14 protein-coding genes and 2 pseudogenes are annotated in these 17,054 nt (G+C 70.6%); 7 read left to right on the plus strand and 9 right to left on the minus strand.

The window, feature by feature from the left end:
- Positions 1-86: 86 nt before the first annotated feature.
- Positions 87-1,532, minus strand: coding sequence for a tannase/feruloyl esterase family alpha/beta hydrolase (locus ACH4U7_RS22575; protein ID WP_398529646.1), 1,446 nt, complete (start codon positions 1,530-1,532; stop codon positions 87-89).
- 321 nt (positions 1,533-1,853) lie between these two features.
- On the opposite strand from ACH4U7_RS22575, the pseudogene ACH4U7_RS22580 reads away from it, so the two are divergent.
- Positions 1,854-2,909 (plus strand): annotated as a pseudogene (locus tag ACH4U7_RS22580) (alpha/beta hydrolase family esterase); the annotation flags it as partial.
- A 66-nt stretch (positions 2,910-2,975) separates the two neighbouring features.
- Here ACH4U7_RS22580 and ACH4U7_RS22585 read toward each other — a convergent pair.
- Together ACH4U7_RS22585 and ACH4U7_RS22590 are read right to left on the minus strand one after the other, a co-directional pair.
- Positions 2,976-3,398: a glycosyltransferase gene (locus ACH4U7_RS22585; protein ID WP_398529647.1), complete on the minus strand. Its 423-nt coding sequence runs from the start codon at positions 3,396-3,398 to the stop codon at positions 2,976-2,978.
- Between the two features lie 26 nt (positions 3,399-3,424).
- Positions 3,425-3,991, minus strand: coding sequence for a hypothetical protein (locus ACH4U7_RS22590; RefSeq protein WP_398529648.1), 567 nt, complete (start codon positions 3,989-3,991; stop codon positions 3,425-3,427).
- A 117-nt stretch (positions 3,992-4,108) separates the two neighbouring features.
- Here ACH4U7_RS22590 and ACH4U7_RS22595 point away from each other — a divergent pair, with 117 nt between their 5' ends.
- Together ACH4U7_RS22595 and ACH4U7_RS22600 are read left to right on the plus strand one after the other, a co-directional pair.
- Complete coding sequence (locus ACH4U7_RS22595; protein ID WP_398529649.1) at positions 4,109-7,534, plus strand: protein kinase; 3,426 nt, start codon at positions 4,109-4,111, stop codon at positions 7,532-7,534.
- A 95-nt stretch (positions 7,535-7,629) separates the two neighbouring features.
- Positions 7,630-8,997: a protein kinase gene (locus ACH4U7_RS22600; RefSeq protein WP_398529650.1), complete on the plus strand. Its 1,368-nt coding sequence runs from the start codon at positions 7,630-7,632 to the stop codon at positions 8,995-8,997.
- A 16-nt stretch (positions 8,998-9,013) separates the two neighbouring features.
- Here ACH4U7_RS22600 and ACH4U7_RS22605 read toward each other — a convergent pair whose 3' ends face one another.
- The 6 genes and pseudogenes from ACH4U7_RS22605 to ACH4U7_RS22630 form a co-directional block, all read right to left on the minus strand.
- The gene (locus ACH4U7_RS22605) at positions 9,014-9,328 is read right to left on the minus strand and encodes an integrase core domain-containing protein (RefSeq protein ID WP_398529814.1); all 315 of its coding nucleotides are present in this window, start codon (positions 9,326-9,328) and stop codon (positions 9,014-9,016) included.
- 231 nt (positions 9,329-9,559) lie between these two features.
- Positions 9,560-9,910: pseudogene (locus ACH4U7_RS22610) on the minus strand (Fe-S oxidoreductase); the annotation flags it as partial.
- A 16-nt stretch (positions 9,911-9,926) separates the two neighbouring features.
- Positions 9,927-10,889, minus strand: coding sequence for an electron transfer flavoprotein subunit alpha/FixB family protein (locus tag ACH4U7_RS22615; protein ID WP_398529651.1), 963 nt, complete (start codon positions 10,887-10,889; stop codon positions 9,927-9,929).
- A 49-nt stretch (positions 10,890-10,938) separates the two neighbouring features.
- Positions 10,939-11,730 carry an electron transfer flavoprotein subunit beta/FixA family protein gene (locus ACH4U7_RS22620; protein ID WP_398529652.1) on the minus strand — a complete coding sequence of 264 codons (792 nt, stop codon included), beginning with the start codon at positions 11,728-11,730 and terminating at the stop codon, positions 10,939-10,941.
- Positions 11,727-12,893: an acyl-CoA dehydrogenase family protein gene (locus ACH4U7_RS22625; protein WP_398529653.1), complete on the minus strand. Its 1,167-nt coding sequence runs from the start codon at positions 12,891-12,893 to the stop codon at positions 11,727-11,729. Before ACH4U7_RS22625 ends, ACH4U7_RS22620 begins: the two co-directional genes overlap by 4 nt.
- 50 nt (positions 12,894-12,943) lie before the next feature.
- Complete coding sequence (locus ACH4U7_RS22630; protein ID WP_398529654.1) at positions 12,944-14,143, minus strand: CaiB/BaiF CoA transferase family protein; 1,200 nt, start codon at positions 14,141-14,143, stop codon at positions 12,944-12,946.
- Positions 14,144-14,264: 121 nt separating this feature from the next.
- Between ACH4U7_RS22630 and ACH4U7_RS22635 the strand changes: the two genes are divergently transcribed.
- From ACH4U7_RS22635 to ACH4U7_RS22650, 4 genes are all read left to right on the plus strand, one after another.
- Positions 14,265-15,212 (plus strand): LysR family transcriptional regulator, encoded by a 948-nt coding sequence (locus ACH4U7_RS22635; RefSeq protein WP_398529655.1) that lies wholly within the window; start codon positions 14,265-14,267, stop codon positions 15,210-15,212.
- A 452-nt stretch (positions 15,213-15,664) separates the two neighbouring features.
- Positions 15,665-15,829 carry a hypothetical protein gene (locus ACH4U7_RS22640; RefSeq protein ID WP_398529656.1) on the plus strand — a complete coding sequence of 55 codons (165 nt, stop codon included), beginning with the start codon at positions 15,665-15,667 and terminating at the stop codon, positions 15,827-15,829.
- Between the two features lie 75 nt (positions 15,830-15,904).
- On the plus strand, positions 15,905-16,447 hold the full coding sequence (locus tag ACH4U7_RS22645) for a phosphonopyruvate decarboxylase (protein WP_398529657.1): 543 nt from the start codon (positions 15,905-15,907) through the stop codon (positions 16,445-16,447).
- Entirely contained in the window at positions 16,447-17,046 is a 600-nt protein-coding gene (locus ACH4U7_RS22650) for a thiamine pyrophosphate-dependent enzyme (RefSeq protein ID WP_398529658.1), read from the plus strand. Before ACH4U7_RS22645 ends, ACH4U7_RS22650 begins: the two co-directional genes overlap by 1 nt.
- The last annotated feature ends 8 nt before the right edge of the window (positions 17,047-17,054 follow it).

Consider the following 17,054-nt stretch of genomic DNA (forward strand, 5'->3'; position numbering starts at 1 on the left):
TCGGCCTGGCACTGTTCGCCGCGCGCCGGCCGGTGCAACGTCTCCTGGAGACCGGATTGGGGTCCGGCGGCAGCTCGGATCGAGTGTCATCCCGGTAGACGAGTGCTGTCCCGCCCCTCCAGGGAGCAGTGGTTCAGGAGGGTCGCGGCGTCCACCCCGGCGGGCAGGGCGACAGTCCGGGAAGGGGGCGGTCGATGGCCCGCGGCGAGCCAGCTCTCGAGCGCGGTGAACGCCGTACGGTGGCACGGCGTGAGGGGACGGAGCCGGTCCGGGAACATGTCGACCAGGGAGTCGGTGTGGGTGCCGCCCTCGATGCGGTAGTAGCGGTACAGCCGGCCGCGACCGGCCTCGCGCACCATGCGGGCGTAGACGTCGGAGTCCTGGCTGATCGGCAGCAGAACGTCCAGCGTGCCCTGCAGGGTGATCAGCGGTCTGCCGATCCGCCCGGTGAGCGCGATCCTCTCCACGGCCTGCCTGACCTCGTCCGGACGCACCGCGTAGTCGTAGTCGGTGTCGCAGGCCGGCGTCCCCGTCGGGCAGTACGGGGTGCCCGCCTCGGCCGCCCCGTCGAAGCCGGGGTCGAGTTCCTCGCGGTAGATGCGCTGGGTCAGATCCCAGTAGACCTGGTAGTGGTACGGCCAGAGGAACTCCGACCCGGCCGGAAACCCGGCGGCGTACAGGGCTTCTCGCGCCTGCCGGGCGCCCCCGCCCCCGGCGGCGTACACGGGATAGTGGCGCAGTGCCTGGGGCAGGAAGCCCAGCAGGGTGGGTCCGTCGGAGCGCCACAAGGTGCCCTCCCAGTCGACTCCCCCGTCGTAGAGTTCGGGGTGGTTCTCCAACTGCCAGCGCACCAGATACCCGCCGTTGGACATGCCCGTCACCAGGGTGCGGGAGGGCGGGCGGCGGTAGCGCTGGGTGACCGTGGTACGGGCGGCACGGGTGAGTTGGGTGAGGCGGTCGTTCCATTCGGCGATGGCGTCACCCGGAGCCTTCCCGTCCCGGTAGAAGGCGGGGCCGGTATTCCCCTTGTCGGTGGCGGCGTAGGCGTAGCCGCGGGAGAGCACCCAGTCGGCGATGGCCCGGTCGTTGGCGTACTGCTCACGGTTGCCGGGGGTGCCCGCGACCACCAGACCGCCGTTCCAGCTGTCGGGCAAGCGGATGACGAACTGGGCGTCGTGTCTCCAGCCGTGGTTGGTGTTGGTGGTGGAGGTGTCGGGGAAGTAGCCGTCGATCTGGATGCCGGGGACCCCGCTCGGGACGGCCAGACCCTCCGGCGTCAGCCCGGCCCAGTCGGCCGGGTCGGTGTGTCCCGAGGCAACCGTGCCCGCCGTGGTCAGTTCGTCCAGGCAAGCTGACTGCTGACGCTCGGCACCCGGTACGCGTACCCGCGCCAGATGCGCGCAGTGACCGCCCGGGTTTCCTGGTGCGGCCGTGGCCGCCGCGGGGGTGAGCAGGAGAGCGACCAGGGCGAGGGCGCCCGGAACACTACTCCGTTGCCGGATACGTGATGTGGAGCTTGGAGAGAGACGCATCAGTGTGCCTCCGGGGGTGGGCAAGGATGCGCGGGAGGCTATGACGCTGACTTGCCTCGGTACATGGGTCTGCCGACCACCATCCGTCTCCTGGCGATGGTTCGGAACTCCACCCGGCCCGGGTGATGGGTCTCGCGGTAGGCGGGCGCTTGGTTCGCGAGCGCGGCCATGGTCGGCCGTCACACAGGACCTCCGCCAAATCTGGTTGTCGCGCCCATGCCATGCCGGAGGCGCGCGCCCTGATGATGCACCTCCGCGCCGACGACCCGGCCCACCCGGCCTCGGTCCACGGCGAATTCACCGCTTGAGGAGGCAGTCGACATGCGACAGCCCTACCCACCGTTACGCTCCACCAAGAGCCGCCACCTGATCGGAGGCCTCCGCCGCTGGCTCACCGCCGCCGCGGGGGCTCTGGCCCTGACGGGCGGCCTGATCACCGCGAGCCCGCAGGCATCCGCCGCCGACCTGACCCAGGTCGCCGATTTCGGCACGAACCCCGGCAACCTGTCCATGTACGCCTACGCGCCCGACGGCCTGCCGTCCGGCGCCCCGCTCGTGATCGCCCTGCACGGCTGCACACAGAACGCGAGCGACTACTACGCCCACTCCGGCTGGCAGAAGTTCGCCGACCTCTACCGCTTCGCCCTGGTCTTCCCTCAGACGAGCAGCGCCAACAACATCAACTCCTGCTTCAACTGGTTCCAGCCGGGGGACAGCGCGCGCGGTCAGGGCGAGGCGCTGTCGATCAAGCAGATGGTCGACAAGGCCGTTTCACAGTACGGCAGCGACACCCGGCGGGTCTACATCACCGGCCTGTCCGCCGGCGGTGGCATGACCTCGAACATGCTCGCCGCGTACCCCGACGTCTTCGCGGGCGGGGCCATCGACTCCGGTCTGCCCGCCCGCTGCGCGGACACCGTGGCCGCGGCGTACACCTGCATGTACAGTCCGCCGGACAAGACTCCCGCCCAGTGGGGTGACCTGGTGCGCTCCGCCGCCCCCGCCGGCACCACCTCCTGGCCTCGCGTCGCGATCTGGCAGGGCACCGCCGACACCACCGTCCGGCCCGCCAACGCCACCGAACTGCGCGACCAGTGGACCGACACGTGGGGCATCAGCCAGACACCCTCCCGCACCGAGAATCTCAGCGGCGGCACCACGCTGAGCGTCTACGACGACGCCTCCGGCCGACCCGCGGTCGAGGTCTACTCCGTCTCCGGTATGACACACGGGCTCGCGGTCGACCCGGGCAGCGGCACGGAACAGTGCGGCAGCGCCGGTACCTACTACCTCGACACCATCTGCTCCAGCTACCACACCACCCGTTTCTGGGGTCTCGACGGCGGCGACCAGGGCACCGGGGCCATGTCCGCGCTCACTGACTGACGGTCATCGGGACCACCGGCCCCTGACCGCAACGCCCGGGAGCGGGCGTGGAGTGCCTCAGGAGCAGCGTGTCAGGAGTGCTTCGAGGCGGTCGGCCGCGGCCCCGCTTCCGCCTGCCGCGCGGAACGAACGAACGACCGACCGCGCCGCCGCGCGGTGGCCCGACGCCTCGTCCAGGACCGTGTCGACGGCATCGGCGATCCGCCGCGCGTCGGCGCGGCCGAAGCGCAGCCTGACGCCCGCGCCCGCGTCGGTGACCTGGCCCGCGACGATGGGCTGGTCGTCCCTGATGGGTGCGACCACCAGCGGGACGCCGTGCCACAGCGCCTCACAGGCGGTGTTGTGCCCGGCATGACAGACGACGGCGTCGACGCGGGCGAGCAGCGGCAGTTGGGGAACGTGCGGCCGCAGCAGGATGTTCTCGCCCGCTCCGGTCACGCTGCCGGCGGGGTTGACGACGACGGCGCGTACCCCGGCCATGCCGGACAACGCCTGGACCGCGGCGTTCAGGAACGGCCCGCTCGCGTCCGCGTTCGCGGTGCCGAGGTGTCGATGCCGCAGGGGCCCGTCCGGGCGATCGCGACCGCGACCTCTGCCCGGTGCGCGCAGGAGACGTGCAGGTCGAGGAGGGTGCGACCGTACGCGCCCGTGACGTAGGGGCGTCCGGCGGGGTCGCCTGAGACCCGCACTTCGGCGGGGACGATCCCGCCGCTCCCGGCGGCCCAGAGCCGCCGTCGGACCGCGTCCTTGACCGCGATCCGGCCGAGCAGCCGCTGGCGCCGGCCCCGGGAAGCGTGTGCCTCGTAGGCAGTGCGTTCCTCGCCGGCCAGCATGTTCCGCATGATCAGTTCGCCGCCTGGCCAAGTCGGGCCACCGCTCGTGGACCAGGCGGGCGTGAACGTCGAACTGGTCAAGACCGAGGGCGGTCCGGCGGCGTCCCAGGCGGTGACGGCCGGGACGGCGCAGATGGCGGCGAGCTTGTCCTCGGCGGCGGCGAGGCTGACGCTGAGGTGGGCATCTCGGCGAAGGACTGAACGGCGCGCTCCCGCACCCCCACGGTGAGCCTGAAACATCGACACCAGGATCGACGACGTCACATACTGACCCTCGTCGAAATCTGACAGCGGGGCCTTCTGCGTCCGGGCCTTCCAGGACGGCGACTTCTGCCGCAATCACGATGAGGAATCGCAGTGAACGCACCTACGTCGCCGACCGTTTGGGTGACCGGCGAGACCGTCGACGGCCGGTACCGGGTGATCGGCGAGCTCGGCCGGGGCGGGATGGGCGTCGTGCACCGGGTACGGCATCTCGCCTGGGGCATCGACATGGCGGTGAAGAGTTCGCGGCCCGAGCTGTTCCGGAGCCCCGGCGATCAGGAGCTGTTCGTCAGGGAGGCCGAGGCGTGGGTGTCCCTGGGGCTCCATCCGAACGTCTGCGCCTGCCATTACGTGCGGGTGATCGACGGTGTCCCCCGCGTGTTCGCCGAGTACGTCGACGGCGGCAGCCTGGCCGAGTGGATCGGCGACGGGCGCCTCTACGCCGGGGATGCGCGGCAGGCCCTCGCCCGTGTTCTCGACACGGCAGTCCAAGCGGCCCGTGGGCTCGAGCACGCCCATCGCAGAGACCTGGTGCACCAGGACGTGAAGCCGGCCAACATTCTGCTCGACGGCACGGGCGCCGCGAAGATCACCGACTTCGGTCTCGCCCGGTCCAAGGCCGCTACGGCCCCGGCTGACGTCCAAATGGCGTCGGGTGTCAGCGTGTTGGTGCCGTCCGGCGGCATGACGGTCGGCTACGCGTCCCCGGAGCAGCTCGCGGGCGAGCCCGTCGGGCGGCGCAGCGATGTCTACAGTTTCGCGGTCTCGGTCCTGGAGATGTTCACCGGCGGTGTGCATTGGGCGGCTGGTTCGGTCGCGGGTCTCGCGCTGGAGGAATACCTGGCCGACCCCTCGAATCCGGTCGCGGCGCCGCCGGAAGTCGCCCACCTGCTCCGGCGCTGCCTGCGGCAGCACCCGGCCCGCCGGCCGGCCTCGATGGCGGACATCGCGGATGTACTGACCGGGATCTACGAGCAGGCGACCGGCTCGGCGTATCCGCGTCCCACGTCGCAGGCCGCCGATCTGCGCGCCGACGAGCTCAACAACCGTGGCCTGTCGCTCCTCGACCTGGACCGGGCCGCCGACGCCGAGCAGGCCTTCGGCCAGGCGCTCGCGGTCGACCCGCACCACGTCGGGGCCGTGTACAACGGTGGCCTGTTCCGGTGGCGTACGGGGGCGATCACCGATGGGGAACTCGTCGCCCAGTTGGAGGCGATCCCACGTGGGTCCGGCGCGTCCTCCTGGCAGGTGCAGCTGTTTCTGGCCCGGGTCCACCTCGAACGCGGCGACCTCGCGGCGGCACACGACCTGCTCGACGCCCTCGCGCGCGAACGGCCCGACGACACCGACGTACGGGCGGCGCTGCGGGTGGCGGCCTCCGGAACCGTGGCCGATGCCCGCCACACCAGCACCCGCGTGTTTCGCGAGCCGTTCGCGCTGCCGTTCGCGCCGGTGAAACTGCTCGCCCGGCACGAGGTGATGGGCTACCTGCCGATCCGGTTCTCTCCCGACGGACACCTCGCGCTGAGCGGCCACTGGGATGGCGTGCTCCGGCTGTGGGACACGGCGACCTGCGCACAGCGGTTGGCGGTCAAGGGCCACCGCACGCAGGTGCTCGGCGTCGACCTCACCCCTGACGGCTCGTACGCACTGTCCACGAGCCGCGACGGCACGGTGCAGTTCTGGGATCTCAGGGCGGGCAGGTGTACCCGCGTCATCCGCTCCGCCGCACGCGTCACGGGGTGCCCGGTCAGGTTGAGTGCCGACGGACGCATCGGTGTGTGGCAGGGCGTGGACGGGCGCGTCCAGGTCTGGGAACCGCGGACCGGGACCTGCCAATGGGTGCTCGGGGAAGCATTCAAGGGCAACTACCTGGACGGCTCGCAGTACGAGGTGAGCGCCGACGGGCGCCATGTGCTCACCGCCGAGGAGGACGGGGCGCGGCTGTGGAGCGTGGCCGATGGCCGGTGCCGGGTGCTGGCCGCCGGCTCGGCGACGCATGCGCTGTGCTTCAGTCCCGACGGGCGGATGGTCGCGGTGGCCGGCGAGGACCGGGTGATCCGGTTGTGGAATGTGGGGAACGGCCAGCGGGTCCGTACGTTGCGTACGTTGACGGGGCTGACCGCCGCGGCCAGTCACCTGGCCTTCGGCGACAGTGGGCGGCTGCTGCTGTCCGGAACGACCGGCGACCACAACGTTCAGATCTGGGAGCTGAGCAGCGGCCGGTGTCTGCGAACGTTCACCGCCCACGCGTACGGGATGCACCACGTCGGATTCCCCGACAGCGACGACCGGTTCGGCTGCTCCGTCGGCGGGCATCCCGAACTTCCCATGCATCGCTGGCGGTTGCCCGATACCGAATACGCCGCCGAGCCGCACCTGATCAAGCCGCGCGAGTACGCGGAGGTCAACCGGCTCGGCGAACTGGCCGAGGAACTGCTCGCCGAAGCACGACAGGCGATGTCGAACCGCCGACACCGGTCAGCCTTCGCCCTGCTGACCCGCGCACGGGAGATACCCGGATACGAGCGCGCCCCCCAGGTCCTGGCCGCCTGGCACGAACTGGGCCGCTCGGCGCGCCACGTACGACTGCGCTCCGCCTGGTCGCGGCCACTGGACGCCGGCCACCTCTCCTACGGCGCCATCACGGCGATCGGTGTCGCCGCGGATGTCCGGCTCGCCGTCAGCGGGCAGAGCGACGGCACCGTACGGATCTGGGATCTGGACAGCGGCGCGTGCAGGCACGTCCTCGACGATCACCCGGGCAGGGTGGGCGGGGTGGCGTTGAGCGACGACGGCCGGCACGTCCTGTGCGAGGGCACCAAGCCACTCGCGATCATTCGGCGGCGACTGGCAGACGGCGAGTGCCGTCGGCTGACTCCGGACTGGGACATGAGGAGGACCATCAGGTTCAGCGGCGACGGAAGGTACGCCTGGCTCGGCGGCGGCGACGGTGTCCTGCGCCGATGGGACCTGGACGACGACCGCTGCGTCACGACGATCACCCGGAACGGCCCGGTCAACGTGATCTCCATGTCCGCGGACGGACGGCTCGCGGCGGTCGGCGACTCCAACGGCGTGGTCCGGCTGCGAGATCTCGACACCGGAGCCTGCCTGCGGACCTGGGCCGGCCCCCGGGAACCGATCCTGTCGGCGTGCCTGAGCGCCGACGGCCGCCTGGCCATGTCCACACACCAGGTCATGTCCTCAAGCGCCAAGGACGAACCGATCCGGCTGTGGGACGCCGGTTCCGGGCGGTCCGTACGCGAGTTCGCGGGGCACGAGGGCTGGGTCTCCGCCGTGCGGTTCACACCCGACGCCCGGTTCGCCTTCTCGGCCGGCCACGACAGATCCGTACGGATGTGGGAGGTCGCCACCGGCCGATGCCTGCACGTGCTCGAAGGGCACCAACAACGCATCCGGCACCTCGAACTCACCCCCGACCTGCGCAACTTGGTCTCGGCGGGAGACGACGGCATCCGGCTCTGGGACCTCGACTGGGAGCTGGAGTTCGACTGAGCGGAGCGGGATGCGTACGGTCCGACGCCGCAGACGGCACGTTCACCGTCTCGTCCCCCGAAGCCCTCCCCTCACACACAAGGAGACGATCCTCTGTGACGCCCTCGGCCACCATCACGCTCACCCTCGTCGAGGGCCGGGTGAAGCCCGGCGCCTACGTCTTCGAGGAGCGCACCACCTGCGTCCTCGGCCGCTCCACCGACTGTTCGCCTCAACTACCCGACGACTCCGACCACAAGACCGTCTCCCGCCACCACTGCCTGCTCGACATCAACCCGCCGGACATCCGCATCCGCGACTTCGGCAGCCTCAACGGCACGTACGTCAACGGCGAGAAGATCGGCCAGCGGCGCCGCGGCCTCACCCCCGAGGAGGCCGCCGCGGATTCCTACCCCGAGCACGACCTCAAGGACGGCGACCGGATCCGCCTCGGTGACACTGTGTTCCGCGTCGACATCACGCGGCCGCAGGTCGCCACGCTGAGGCTCGCGCGCTGCGCCAAGTGCGAGCGCGAGCTGGGCGACGAGGCGGGCGGCCGCCCCGGCGAGTTGTTGTGCGCCGCCTGTCAGGCCCGGCCCGACGCCGTGCTCAAGCTACTGCTCGAGCTGGCGAACGGCGGCCGCGCCGACCTCATGGCCATCCGCGGCTACTCGGTGATCCGGGAGCTCGGTCGTGGCGGCATGGGCGCGGTGTACCTGGCCCGGCACGAGGCCACCGGCGTCGAGGTGGCGCTGAAGGTGATGCTGCCGAAGGTGGCGGCGAGCGAGACGGCGCGCGCCCGGTTCCTGCGGGAGGTGGCGCTCACCCGGGCGATGAGGCATCCGCACGTCGTCGCGCTGCACGACGCGGGCTTCGCGAACGGAACCTTCTATCTGACAACCGAGTTCTGCACCGGCGGCAGCCTGGACCGGCTCGTCGCCGAACGCGGCGGGCGACTCCCGGTCGAGGAAGCGGTGCCCATCGCGGTGCAGGCGCTCAAGGGCCTGGAACACGCGCACGGGCAGGGCGTGGTCCACCGCGACCTGAGCCCCTCCAACATCCTGCTGCACCGGGAGACCGACGGCTCGACGACGGCGAAGATCGCGGACTTCGGCATCGGAAAGGCCTTTGACCAGGCGGGCCTGAGCGGGCTGACACACACCGGCACCACGGCCGGCAAACCGATGTTCATGCCGCGCCAACAGGTCATCGACTTCCGCAAGGCCACCCCCGCCGTGGACGTCTGGGCATTTGCCGCCTGCCTCTACCACACGCTGACCGGAAGGACCCCGCGCGAGTTCCCGCGCGCCAAGGACCCCTGGCAGGTGGTCCTGCAGGAGCCGGCGATCCCGATCCGCCGCCGCGACCCGGCCATCCCGCGACGCCTCGCGGAGGTCATCGACATGGCGCTGCGGGAGCACCCCGAGATCGGCTGCGCGAGCGCGGCGGAGCTGCGCAGGGCGCTGGAGCGGGCGGGGCGGTGAGCCCTGACTGCGGCAGTTACGCGGGAGAAACCGTGAAGGGTGTCAATATCCCGATCAGGCTGCTGAGCTGGGTGTTTCTTGTGGATGGAGAAGTCGTTGGGGGTGGCGTGGTGTGGTACTCGTTGAGCAGGCCGCCGAGTAGCTGCCGCCGTCGGACTACGGCAGCGGGCAGGGGGATGACGCTCGGGTGGTCGTCCGGGGCTCGTAGATCGAGGCTGCGGTGGGCCCGTCCGGTGTTGTAGTGCTCGGCGTACGTGGTGAGGACGGCACGGAGGTGTCGTTCGCCGGTGATGAGGATTCGGTCGGTGCATTCTGCGCGGGCTGTGCGTATTCATCGTTCGGCGAACGCGTTTGACCGGGGGCTTTTCGGCGGCGTCGGGATGACGGCTGTGCCGTCGCCGGCGAACACGGCGTCGAACTTGCCGTCCCGGTCTCGGATGAGGAACCGGAAGCACCCAGCTCTGCCCTCGATGCCCATGAGCAGGTTGCGGCCGAGCTGGGTGACCCATGCGCCCGTAGGGCGGGCGGTGACGCCCGGGACATGGACGCGCCGGGTCTTGATCTCCATGACGACCTCGTACGGGACCCAGTCGCCGATGACCGGCAGCACCCAGTCCTCCCGGAAGAGCTGGCCGAAGGTGTTGCCGAGCGCGAGGGCGAGGGCGAGGGTGAAGAAGCCCACCGCCACGAACCACTGGGCAACACCGACCACGCCCCAACGCTTCATCCGGGTGTGGCCGAGGAACTCCCGGACCACGGTGAGGGTGCGCTGCCGGGGATCGTCCGTCCGGCTGCCGACAGGCAGGGGCCGGCCGAGCCGCACCAACCAGGAGAGCTGTGCGATGGCCCGTCCGAACAGGGCCATGCCGACCACTGCGAGGACCAGCGACACGGTGATCGCGCCGAGTCGCATCAGGAAAGTACCTCTCTCAGGCCTTGCCGTCCTTGACCTCTCCGGTCAACTGCGGGACGACCTCGAAGAGGTCGCCGACCACGCCGTAGTCGGCCAGGTCGAAGATCGGGGCCTCGGCGTCCTTGTTGATCGCCACGATGGTCTTCGAGGTTTGCATGCCGGCCCGGTGCTGGACCGCACCGGAGATGCCGGCCGCGATGTACAGCTGTGGGGAGACCGTCTTGCCAGTCTGGCCCACTTGGTGGGTGTGCGAGTACCAGCCCGCGTCCACCGCCGCACGTGAGGCGCCGACAGCCGCGCCCAGCTCGTCGGCGAGCGTCTCGATGATCGCGAAGTGCTCCGCGCCCCCCACACCACGGCCGCCGGCGACAACGATCGCAGCCTCGGTCAGCTCCGGACGTCCCGTCGACCCGCGCGGTGTACGGCCCGTGACCTTGGTGCCGGTGGCCTCGTCCGAGAAGTTCACCTTGAGGACCTCGACCGTGCCGGCGGTCGGGGCCGGCTCGACGGCGGCGCTGTTGGGCTTGACCGTGATGACCGGGGTGCCCTTGATGACGCGGGACTTGGTGGTGAAGGACGCGGCGAACACCGACTGCGTGGCCACCGGGCCCTCGTCACCGGCCTCCAGGTCGACGGCGTCGGTGATGATGCCGGAGCCGATGCGCAGCGCCAGACGGGCGGCGATTTCCTTGCCTTCGGCGGAGGACGGGACCAGCACGGCGGCCGGGGAGACGGCCTCGTAGGCAGCCTCCAGGGCGTCCAGCTTCGGCACGACCAGGTACTCGGCGTACTCGGACGCATCGTGGGTGAGGACCTTCACCGCGCCGTGGTCGGCGAGCGTGGCGGCGGCGTCGGCTGCGCCGCCTCCGAGGACGACGGCGACGGGTTCGCCGATACGGCGGGCCAGGGTCAGCAGCTCCAGGGTGGGCTTGCGGACGGCACCGTCCACGTGGTCGACGTAGACGAGGACTTCAGCCATGGCTCTTTGAAACCTCTCTCAGATGAACTTCTGGCGCGCGAGGCTGCCCTTAAATGAATGTGCGCTCCGCGAGAAAGGCAGCGAGCTGCTTGCCGGCCTCGCCCTCGTCCTTGACGATCATGCCTGCGGTGCGCGCGGGCCGCTCGGCCGCGGCGTCGACGACGGTATAAGCGCCCTGGAGACCGACCTCCTCGGCCTCGATGCCCAAGTCGGCCAGGGCCCAGGACTCCACCGGCTTCTTCTTGGCCGCCATGATGCCCTTGAAGGACGGGTAGCGGGCCTCGCCCGACTGGTCGGTGACGGAGGCGATCGCCGGGAGCCGCGCCTCAAGCTGCTCGGAGGCAGCGTCGCCGTCGCGGCGGCCCTTCACGACGCCGTCCTCGACGGAGACCTCGGAGACCAGGGTGACCTGCGGGATCCCCAGACGCTCGGCGACCAGCGCCGGCACGACACCCATGGTGCCGTCGGTGGAGGCCATGCCGGAGATCACCAGGTCGTACCCGGCCTTCTCGATGGCCTTGGCCAGCACCAGGGAGGTGCCGATGGCGTCCGTGCCGTGCAGGTCGTCGTCCTCCACGTGGATGGCCTTGTCCGCGCCCATGGACAGCGCCTTGCGCAGCGCGTCCTTGGCGCCTTCCGGGCCCACGGTCAACGCCGTTGTCTCGGCGTCAGCACCTTCCCGCCGGCGCTCCTCCGCGATCCGCAGCGCCTGCTCGACCGCGTACTCGTCCAGCTCGGAGAGCAGACCGTCCACGTCGTCGCGGTCGACGGTCAGGTCATCGGCGAAGTGCCGGTCCCCCGTGGTGTCGGGCACGTACTTCACACACACCAGGATGTTCACGCGTCCAGTCCTCCTCGCTTGACCAGCTGGCTCGCGATCACGTTGCGCTGGATCTCGTTGGTTCCCTCGCCGACGATCATCAGCGGGGCGTCGCGGAAGTAGCGTTCGACGTCGAACTCGGTCGAGTAGCCGTAACCGCCGTGAATACGGACCGCGCTGAGGGCGATCTGCATCGCGGTCTCGGAGGCGAACAGCTTCGCCATCCCCGCTTCCATGTCCACCCGGCGGCCCGCCTCGGCCTCCCGGGCGGCGTACAGGGTGAGCTGACGGGCCGCGGTCAGGGACGTTGCCATGTCGGCCAGGTAGTTGCCGATCGACTGGTGCTGCCAGATCGGCTTGCCGAACGACTCGCGCTCCTGCGCGTAGGCGAGGGCGTCCTCCAGCGCGGCGCGGCCGACCCCGAGGGCCCGGGCGGCCACCTGCAAACGCCCCGTCTCCAGGCCCTTCATCATCTGCGCGAAGCCCCTGCCCTCGACACCGCCGAGCACCGCGTCCGTCGGAGCCTGGTAGTCCTCGAAGGACAACTCGCAGCTCTCGACGCCCTTGTAGCCGAGCTTGGGCAGATCGCGGGAGACCGCCAGACCCGGCCCGTGTTCGACGAGGAGGATGGAGATGCCCCGGTGGGCGGGGGCGGCGTCCGGGTCGGTCTTGCACAGCAGGGCGATCAGCTGGGAACGCCGGGAGTTGGTGATCCATGTCTTGGCGCCGTTGATGACATAGCCCTCGGTGTCCTTGCGGGCGACGGTGCGCATGGCCTGGAGGTCGGAGCCGCCGCCCGGCTCGGTCAGGGCCATGGTCGCCCGGATCTCGCCGGTGGCCATCCTCGGCAGATACCGCTGCTTCTGCTCCTCGGTGCCGAAGTGCAGCAGCAGCTTGGCGACGACCGTGTGGCCGCCCATCGCACCGGCCAGGCTCATCCAGCCGCGCGCCAGTTCCTCGGTGATCAGGACGTAGCAGGGCGTGGAGACGGGTGTCCCGCCGTATTCCTCGGAGACGGCGAGGCCGAAGATGCCGAGCTGCTTCATCTGCTCGATCAGGGCCTCGGGATAGGTGTCGGTGTGCTCCAGCTCCTGGACGACCGGCTTGACCTCCCTGTCCACGAAGTCGTGCACCGTGCGGACGATGAACTGCTCGTCCTCGGACAGCGCGTCGAGAGTGCTCATGCTGCGTTGCTCCCACTCATGATGTGTGTGCCCGCGGAAGTCGGACCAGGTCACAGGACTCGGTCGGCTCGCAGGGCCTGGATCTCGGCCGGGCCGTAGCCCAGTTCGGTGAGGATGGGTTCGGTGTGTTCGCCCGCGGCCGGGACGGCGCCCATGCGGGGTGTCACGCCTGCCAGGTCCGCCGGCGGGACGAGGGCCGGGACCTCGGCGCCTCCGGGAATCGCCACGTCACGCCAGCGGCCGCGGGCCGCGAGCACGGGGTGGGCCAGGAAGTCCTCGACATCGTTGACCTCGGCGTTGGCGATACCCGCCTCGTCCAGCACCTTCATCACCTCGGTGCTGTCCGACTCGGCGAACCGCTCGGCCACGATCGCGTTCAGTTCCTCGCGGTGGGCCACGCGGTCGGAACCGGTGGCGAAGCGGGGGTCGGAGACGAGGCCGGGGGCGTCGAGGAACCGCTCGCACAGGGCAGCCCATTCGCGTTCGTTCTGGATGGAGAACAGGACGACCTTGCCGTCGGCGCAGGGGTAGGCACCGTACGGGGCGATGGTGGCGTGCTGGTTGCCGACGCGCGGGGGCTGGGTGCCGCCGAAGCGGGTGTAGTAGGCGGGCTGGTTCATCCACTCGGCGAGCGCCTCGAACAGCGACACCTCCACCGCGCGGGCGACGCCCGTGGTGGCCCGGGTGAACAGGGCGGTGAGGATGCCCGAGTAGGCGTACATGCCGGCGGCGATGTCGGCGATCGAGACGCCCACACGGGCGGGCCCGTCGGGGCTTCCGGTCAGGGACACCAGGCCGGTCTGGCACTGCACCAGCAGGTCGTACGCCTTGCGGTCGGCCCAGGGGCCGCTGGTGCCGTAGCCGGAGATCGAGCAGGGGATCAGCGAGGGGAAGCGCTCGCGCAAAGCATCCGCTCCCAGCCCCATCCGCGCGGCGGCCCCGGGCGCCAGGTTCTGCACGAACACGTCGGCGTCCGCGAGTAGTCGCTCAAGGACCTGCCGACCGCGCTCGGACTTCAGGTCGAGGGTGACGGACTCCTTGGACCGGTTGAGCCAGACGAAGTAGCTGGACTCCCCGCGCACGGTCGTGTCGTACCGGCGGGCGAAATCACCGCCTCCCGGGCGCTCTACCTTGATCACCCGTGCGCCGAGGTCGGCGAGCTGCCGGGTGGCGAAGGGGGCCGCCACCGCCTGCTCGACGCCGACGACGGTGATGCCGGACAAGGGCGGGACTTCGGGGTGCTGCGGCATGCGCTGGCCTCCGGGGAATGGGCTCGACCCACTGGAGTAACATCATGAGCACTCATGGATGGATGAGTGAAATAGCAATTCTTGATGGAATCATGCCCGGTGCGGATGGTGGTGGAGAGCCGTGGACATCAAACAGCTCAAGGCGCTCGTCACGGTCGCCGAGGTGGGCAGTGTCACCCGGGCCGCGGAGCTGCTGCACCTCGTGCAGCCCGCCGTGACCCGGCAGATCCGCACCCTGGAGCAGGAGCTCGGCGTCCCGCTCTTCGAGCGGACCCGGCAGGGCATGCGGCCCACCGAAGCCGGGGGGATCATGGTGGACCGGGCGCGGCGGGCCCTGAACGAACTGGAGCGGGCCCGCGCCGAGGTCCTGCCCGCCCCCGGCGCGGTGACCGGGATCGTCACCGCCGGCCTGCTGGAGAGTACGAGCGATCTGCTGGCCGAGCCTCTCGTCTCGGCCCTGGCACGGGATCACCCCGGCATCGAACTGCGCCTGATGACGGCTTACTCCGGGCACCTCCAGCAGTGGCTCGACGACGGGGACCTGGACCTGACCCTGCTGTACAACCTGGACAGCACCCCGTCGCTCAACGCCCGTCCGCTGGTGCGGGAGCGCCTGTGGGTGGCCGCTCCTGCGACGGCCGGGCTGCGGGCCGACCGTCCCGTGCCCTTCGCCGAGGCGGCGGCCCATCGACTCGTCATGCCCGCGTCCGGCCACGCCCTGCGCGCCCTGATCGACGCCGCCGCGGCGCGGGCCCGGGTGTCCATGGACGTCGTCGTGCAGACCAACTCCATGCGCGTCCAGAAACAGCTGGTCCTGGCCGGACACGGGTGGACCGTCCTGCCGGGGGTGGGCATCGCCGAGGACGTCGCGAACGGCACGCTGAGCGCCGCGCCGCTGTGCGAGCCCGATGTGTGGCGGTCGATCGTGCTGGCCACTCCGCGGTCCGGACGGACGCCGCCCGCGGTGGAGGCCGTCGCGCGCGAACTCGTACGGCAGATCGACATGGCCGTGGACCAGGGCAGATGGCCTTCCGCGCAGCAGACGCAGTCCCCGTCACCGGGCGAGTGACATCGCCCCCCATCACAGAGCCCCCATGACCCCCACCACCCGATGTCAACACGCCGTCGCCCACGCCGGGGACGGCACCGCACTGGCCTGCCAGCGGCAGGGCGACGGGCCGCCGCTCGTGCTCCTCGCCGGACAGGCGAACAACCGGCTCGTCCTCGGGTGCACCTCCCCCGGTGGCGAGCACGCCGTCGAACGGGACGCCTCGGTACGGCGAGCGCTGGCCCAGCCCGACCCGGAGGCGGTACGGCAGGCCCTGATCGACCTCATGTACTCCCCCGACTGGCTCGCCGGCCACCCTGGCCCGTACACCACCCTCGGTGACCCCTATATGCCCCCGCACGCCCGACGCGGCCATCTGCTGGCCAGCAACCAGCACGACGCCTGGGACGTACTTCCCGCCATCAGCGCCCCCACACTGATCCTCCACGGCGACCGGGACCGCCTCAACTCCGGTGGACAACCTCCCCCTGCTCGCCGCCCGCATCCCCGACGCACGGGCGCACGTCTTCCCGGGCGCTCCTCACGCCTACTTCGAAGAGTGCCGTGCGCCGGCGGGCGCGATCGTCGGCGCGTTCCTCGACGGCGGTGTCCGACCGGGGGTGCAGTCGGAGGTGTAGCCATACGGGCCGGGCATACCAGGATCACGCCTTTCTATTGTTCAATGCCGGCCATCAGCAATCACGATGTGCGGCATGAACGAGACACCACCCGCTCCCGTGCCACCCTCCTGGCAAGTGGACGTCTTCGCCACCCTGAAGAAGCGCGGCATCCAGCAGATCGCCTACGTACCGGACGCCGGCCACTCCCACACCATCCGTGAGGCGCAGCGGGATCCCGCCATCCACGACGTGGTGCTGACCACCGAGGAAGAGGGCGTCGGCGTGGTCACCGGGGCGTGGCTCGGCGGGCAGCGCGCCGTGCTGCTGATGCAGAGCAGCGGGGTCGGCAACTGCGTCAACATGTTCTCCCTGTTGGAGATGTGCCGGTTCCCCTTCTTGACGCTGGTGACCATGCGTGGCGAGTACGCCGAGTTCAACCCGTGGCAGGGCCCCATGGGCCGTACCACCCAGCAGGCCCTGGAACTCATGGGCATCACCGTCCTGCGCGCCGACACCCCCGAAGAGGTCGAGGAGACCGTCGAGGCGGCGCTGGACTCGGTGTTCGAGGCGGGCGAGCGCGTCGCCGTCCTGCTCGGACAGAAGCTGATCGGCCGCAAGAAGTGGGAGCGCGACTGATGACCGCCGCCGACACCCTGCCCCGCCTCGACCGGCGCCGTTTCGTCGCCGGCCTGATCGCCCGCCTCCCCGAGGACGCCCTGGTGGTGACCGGCCTCGGCTCCCCCAGCTACGACGTGTTCGCCGCCGGCGACCGCCCCACCAACTTCTACCTGTGGGGCGCCATGGGCGCCGCCGCACCCCTCGCCCTCGGTCTGGCCCTCGCCCAGCCCGACCGGCCGGTCGTCGCCCTCACCGGTGACGGCGAGCACCTCATGGGCATCGGCGCACTGGCCACCATCGGGGCCAAACTCCCGCCCAACCTCACCCTCGTCGTCCTGGACAACGCCCACTTCGGCGAGACCGGCATGCAGCCGAGCCACACCGGCCTCGGCACCGACCTCGTCGCCGTCGCCCGGGGCTTCGGCATCCGCGACGCCGTACGCGTCACCGGCCCCGCCCAGGCGGACGACCTGGCCGCACGCATCAAGGCGCGCACGGCGACGACGTACGCGCAAGTCCTCATCGCCACCGACGAACCGCCTCGCGCCCTGCCGCCCCGCGACGGCGTCGCCAACAAGAACAACTTCCGCGCAGCCCTCGGCCTGAGCACCTTCTGAATCGGCGG

It is taken from the genome of Streptomyces sp. NPDC020845, from assembly GCF_044334165.1.
GTDB lineage: Bacteria > Actinomycetota > Actinomycetes > Streptomycetales > Streptomycetaceae > Streptomyces.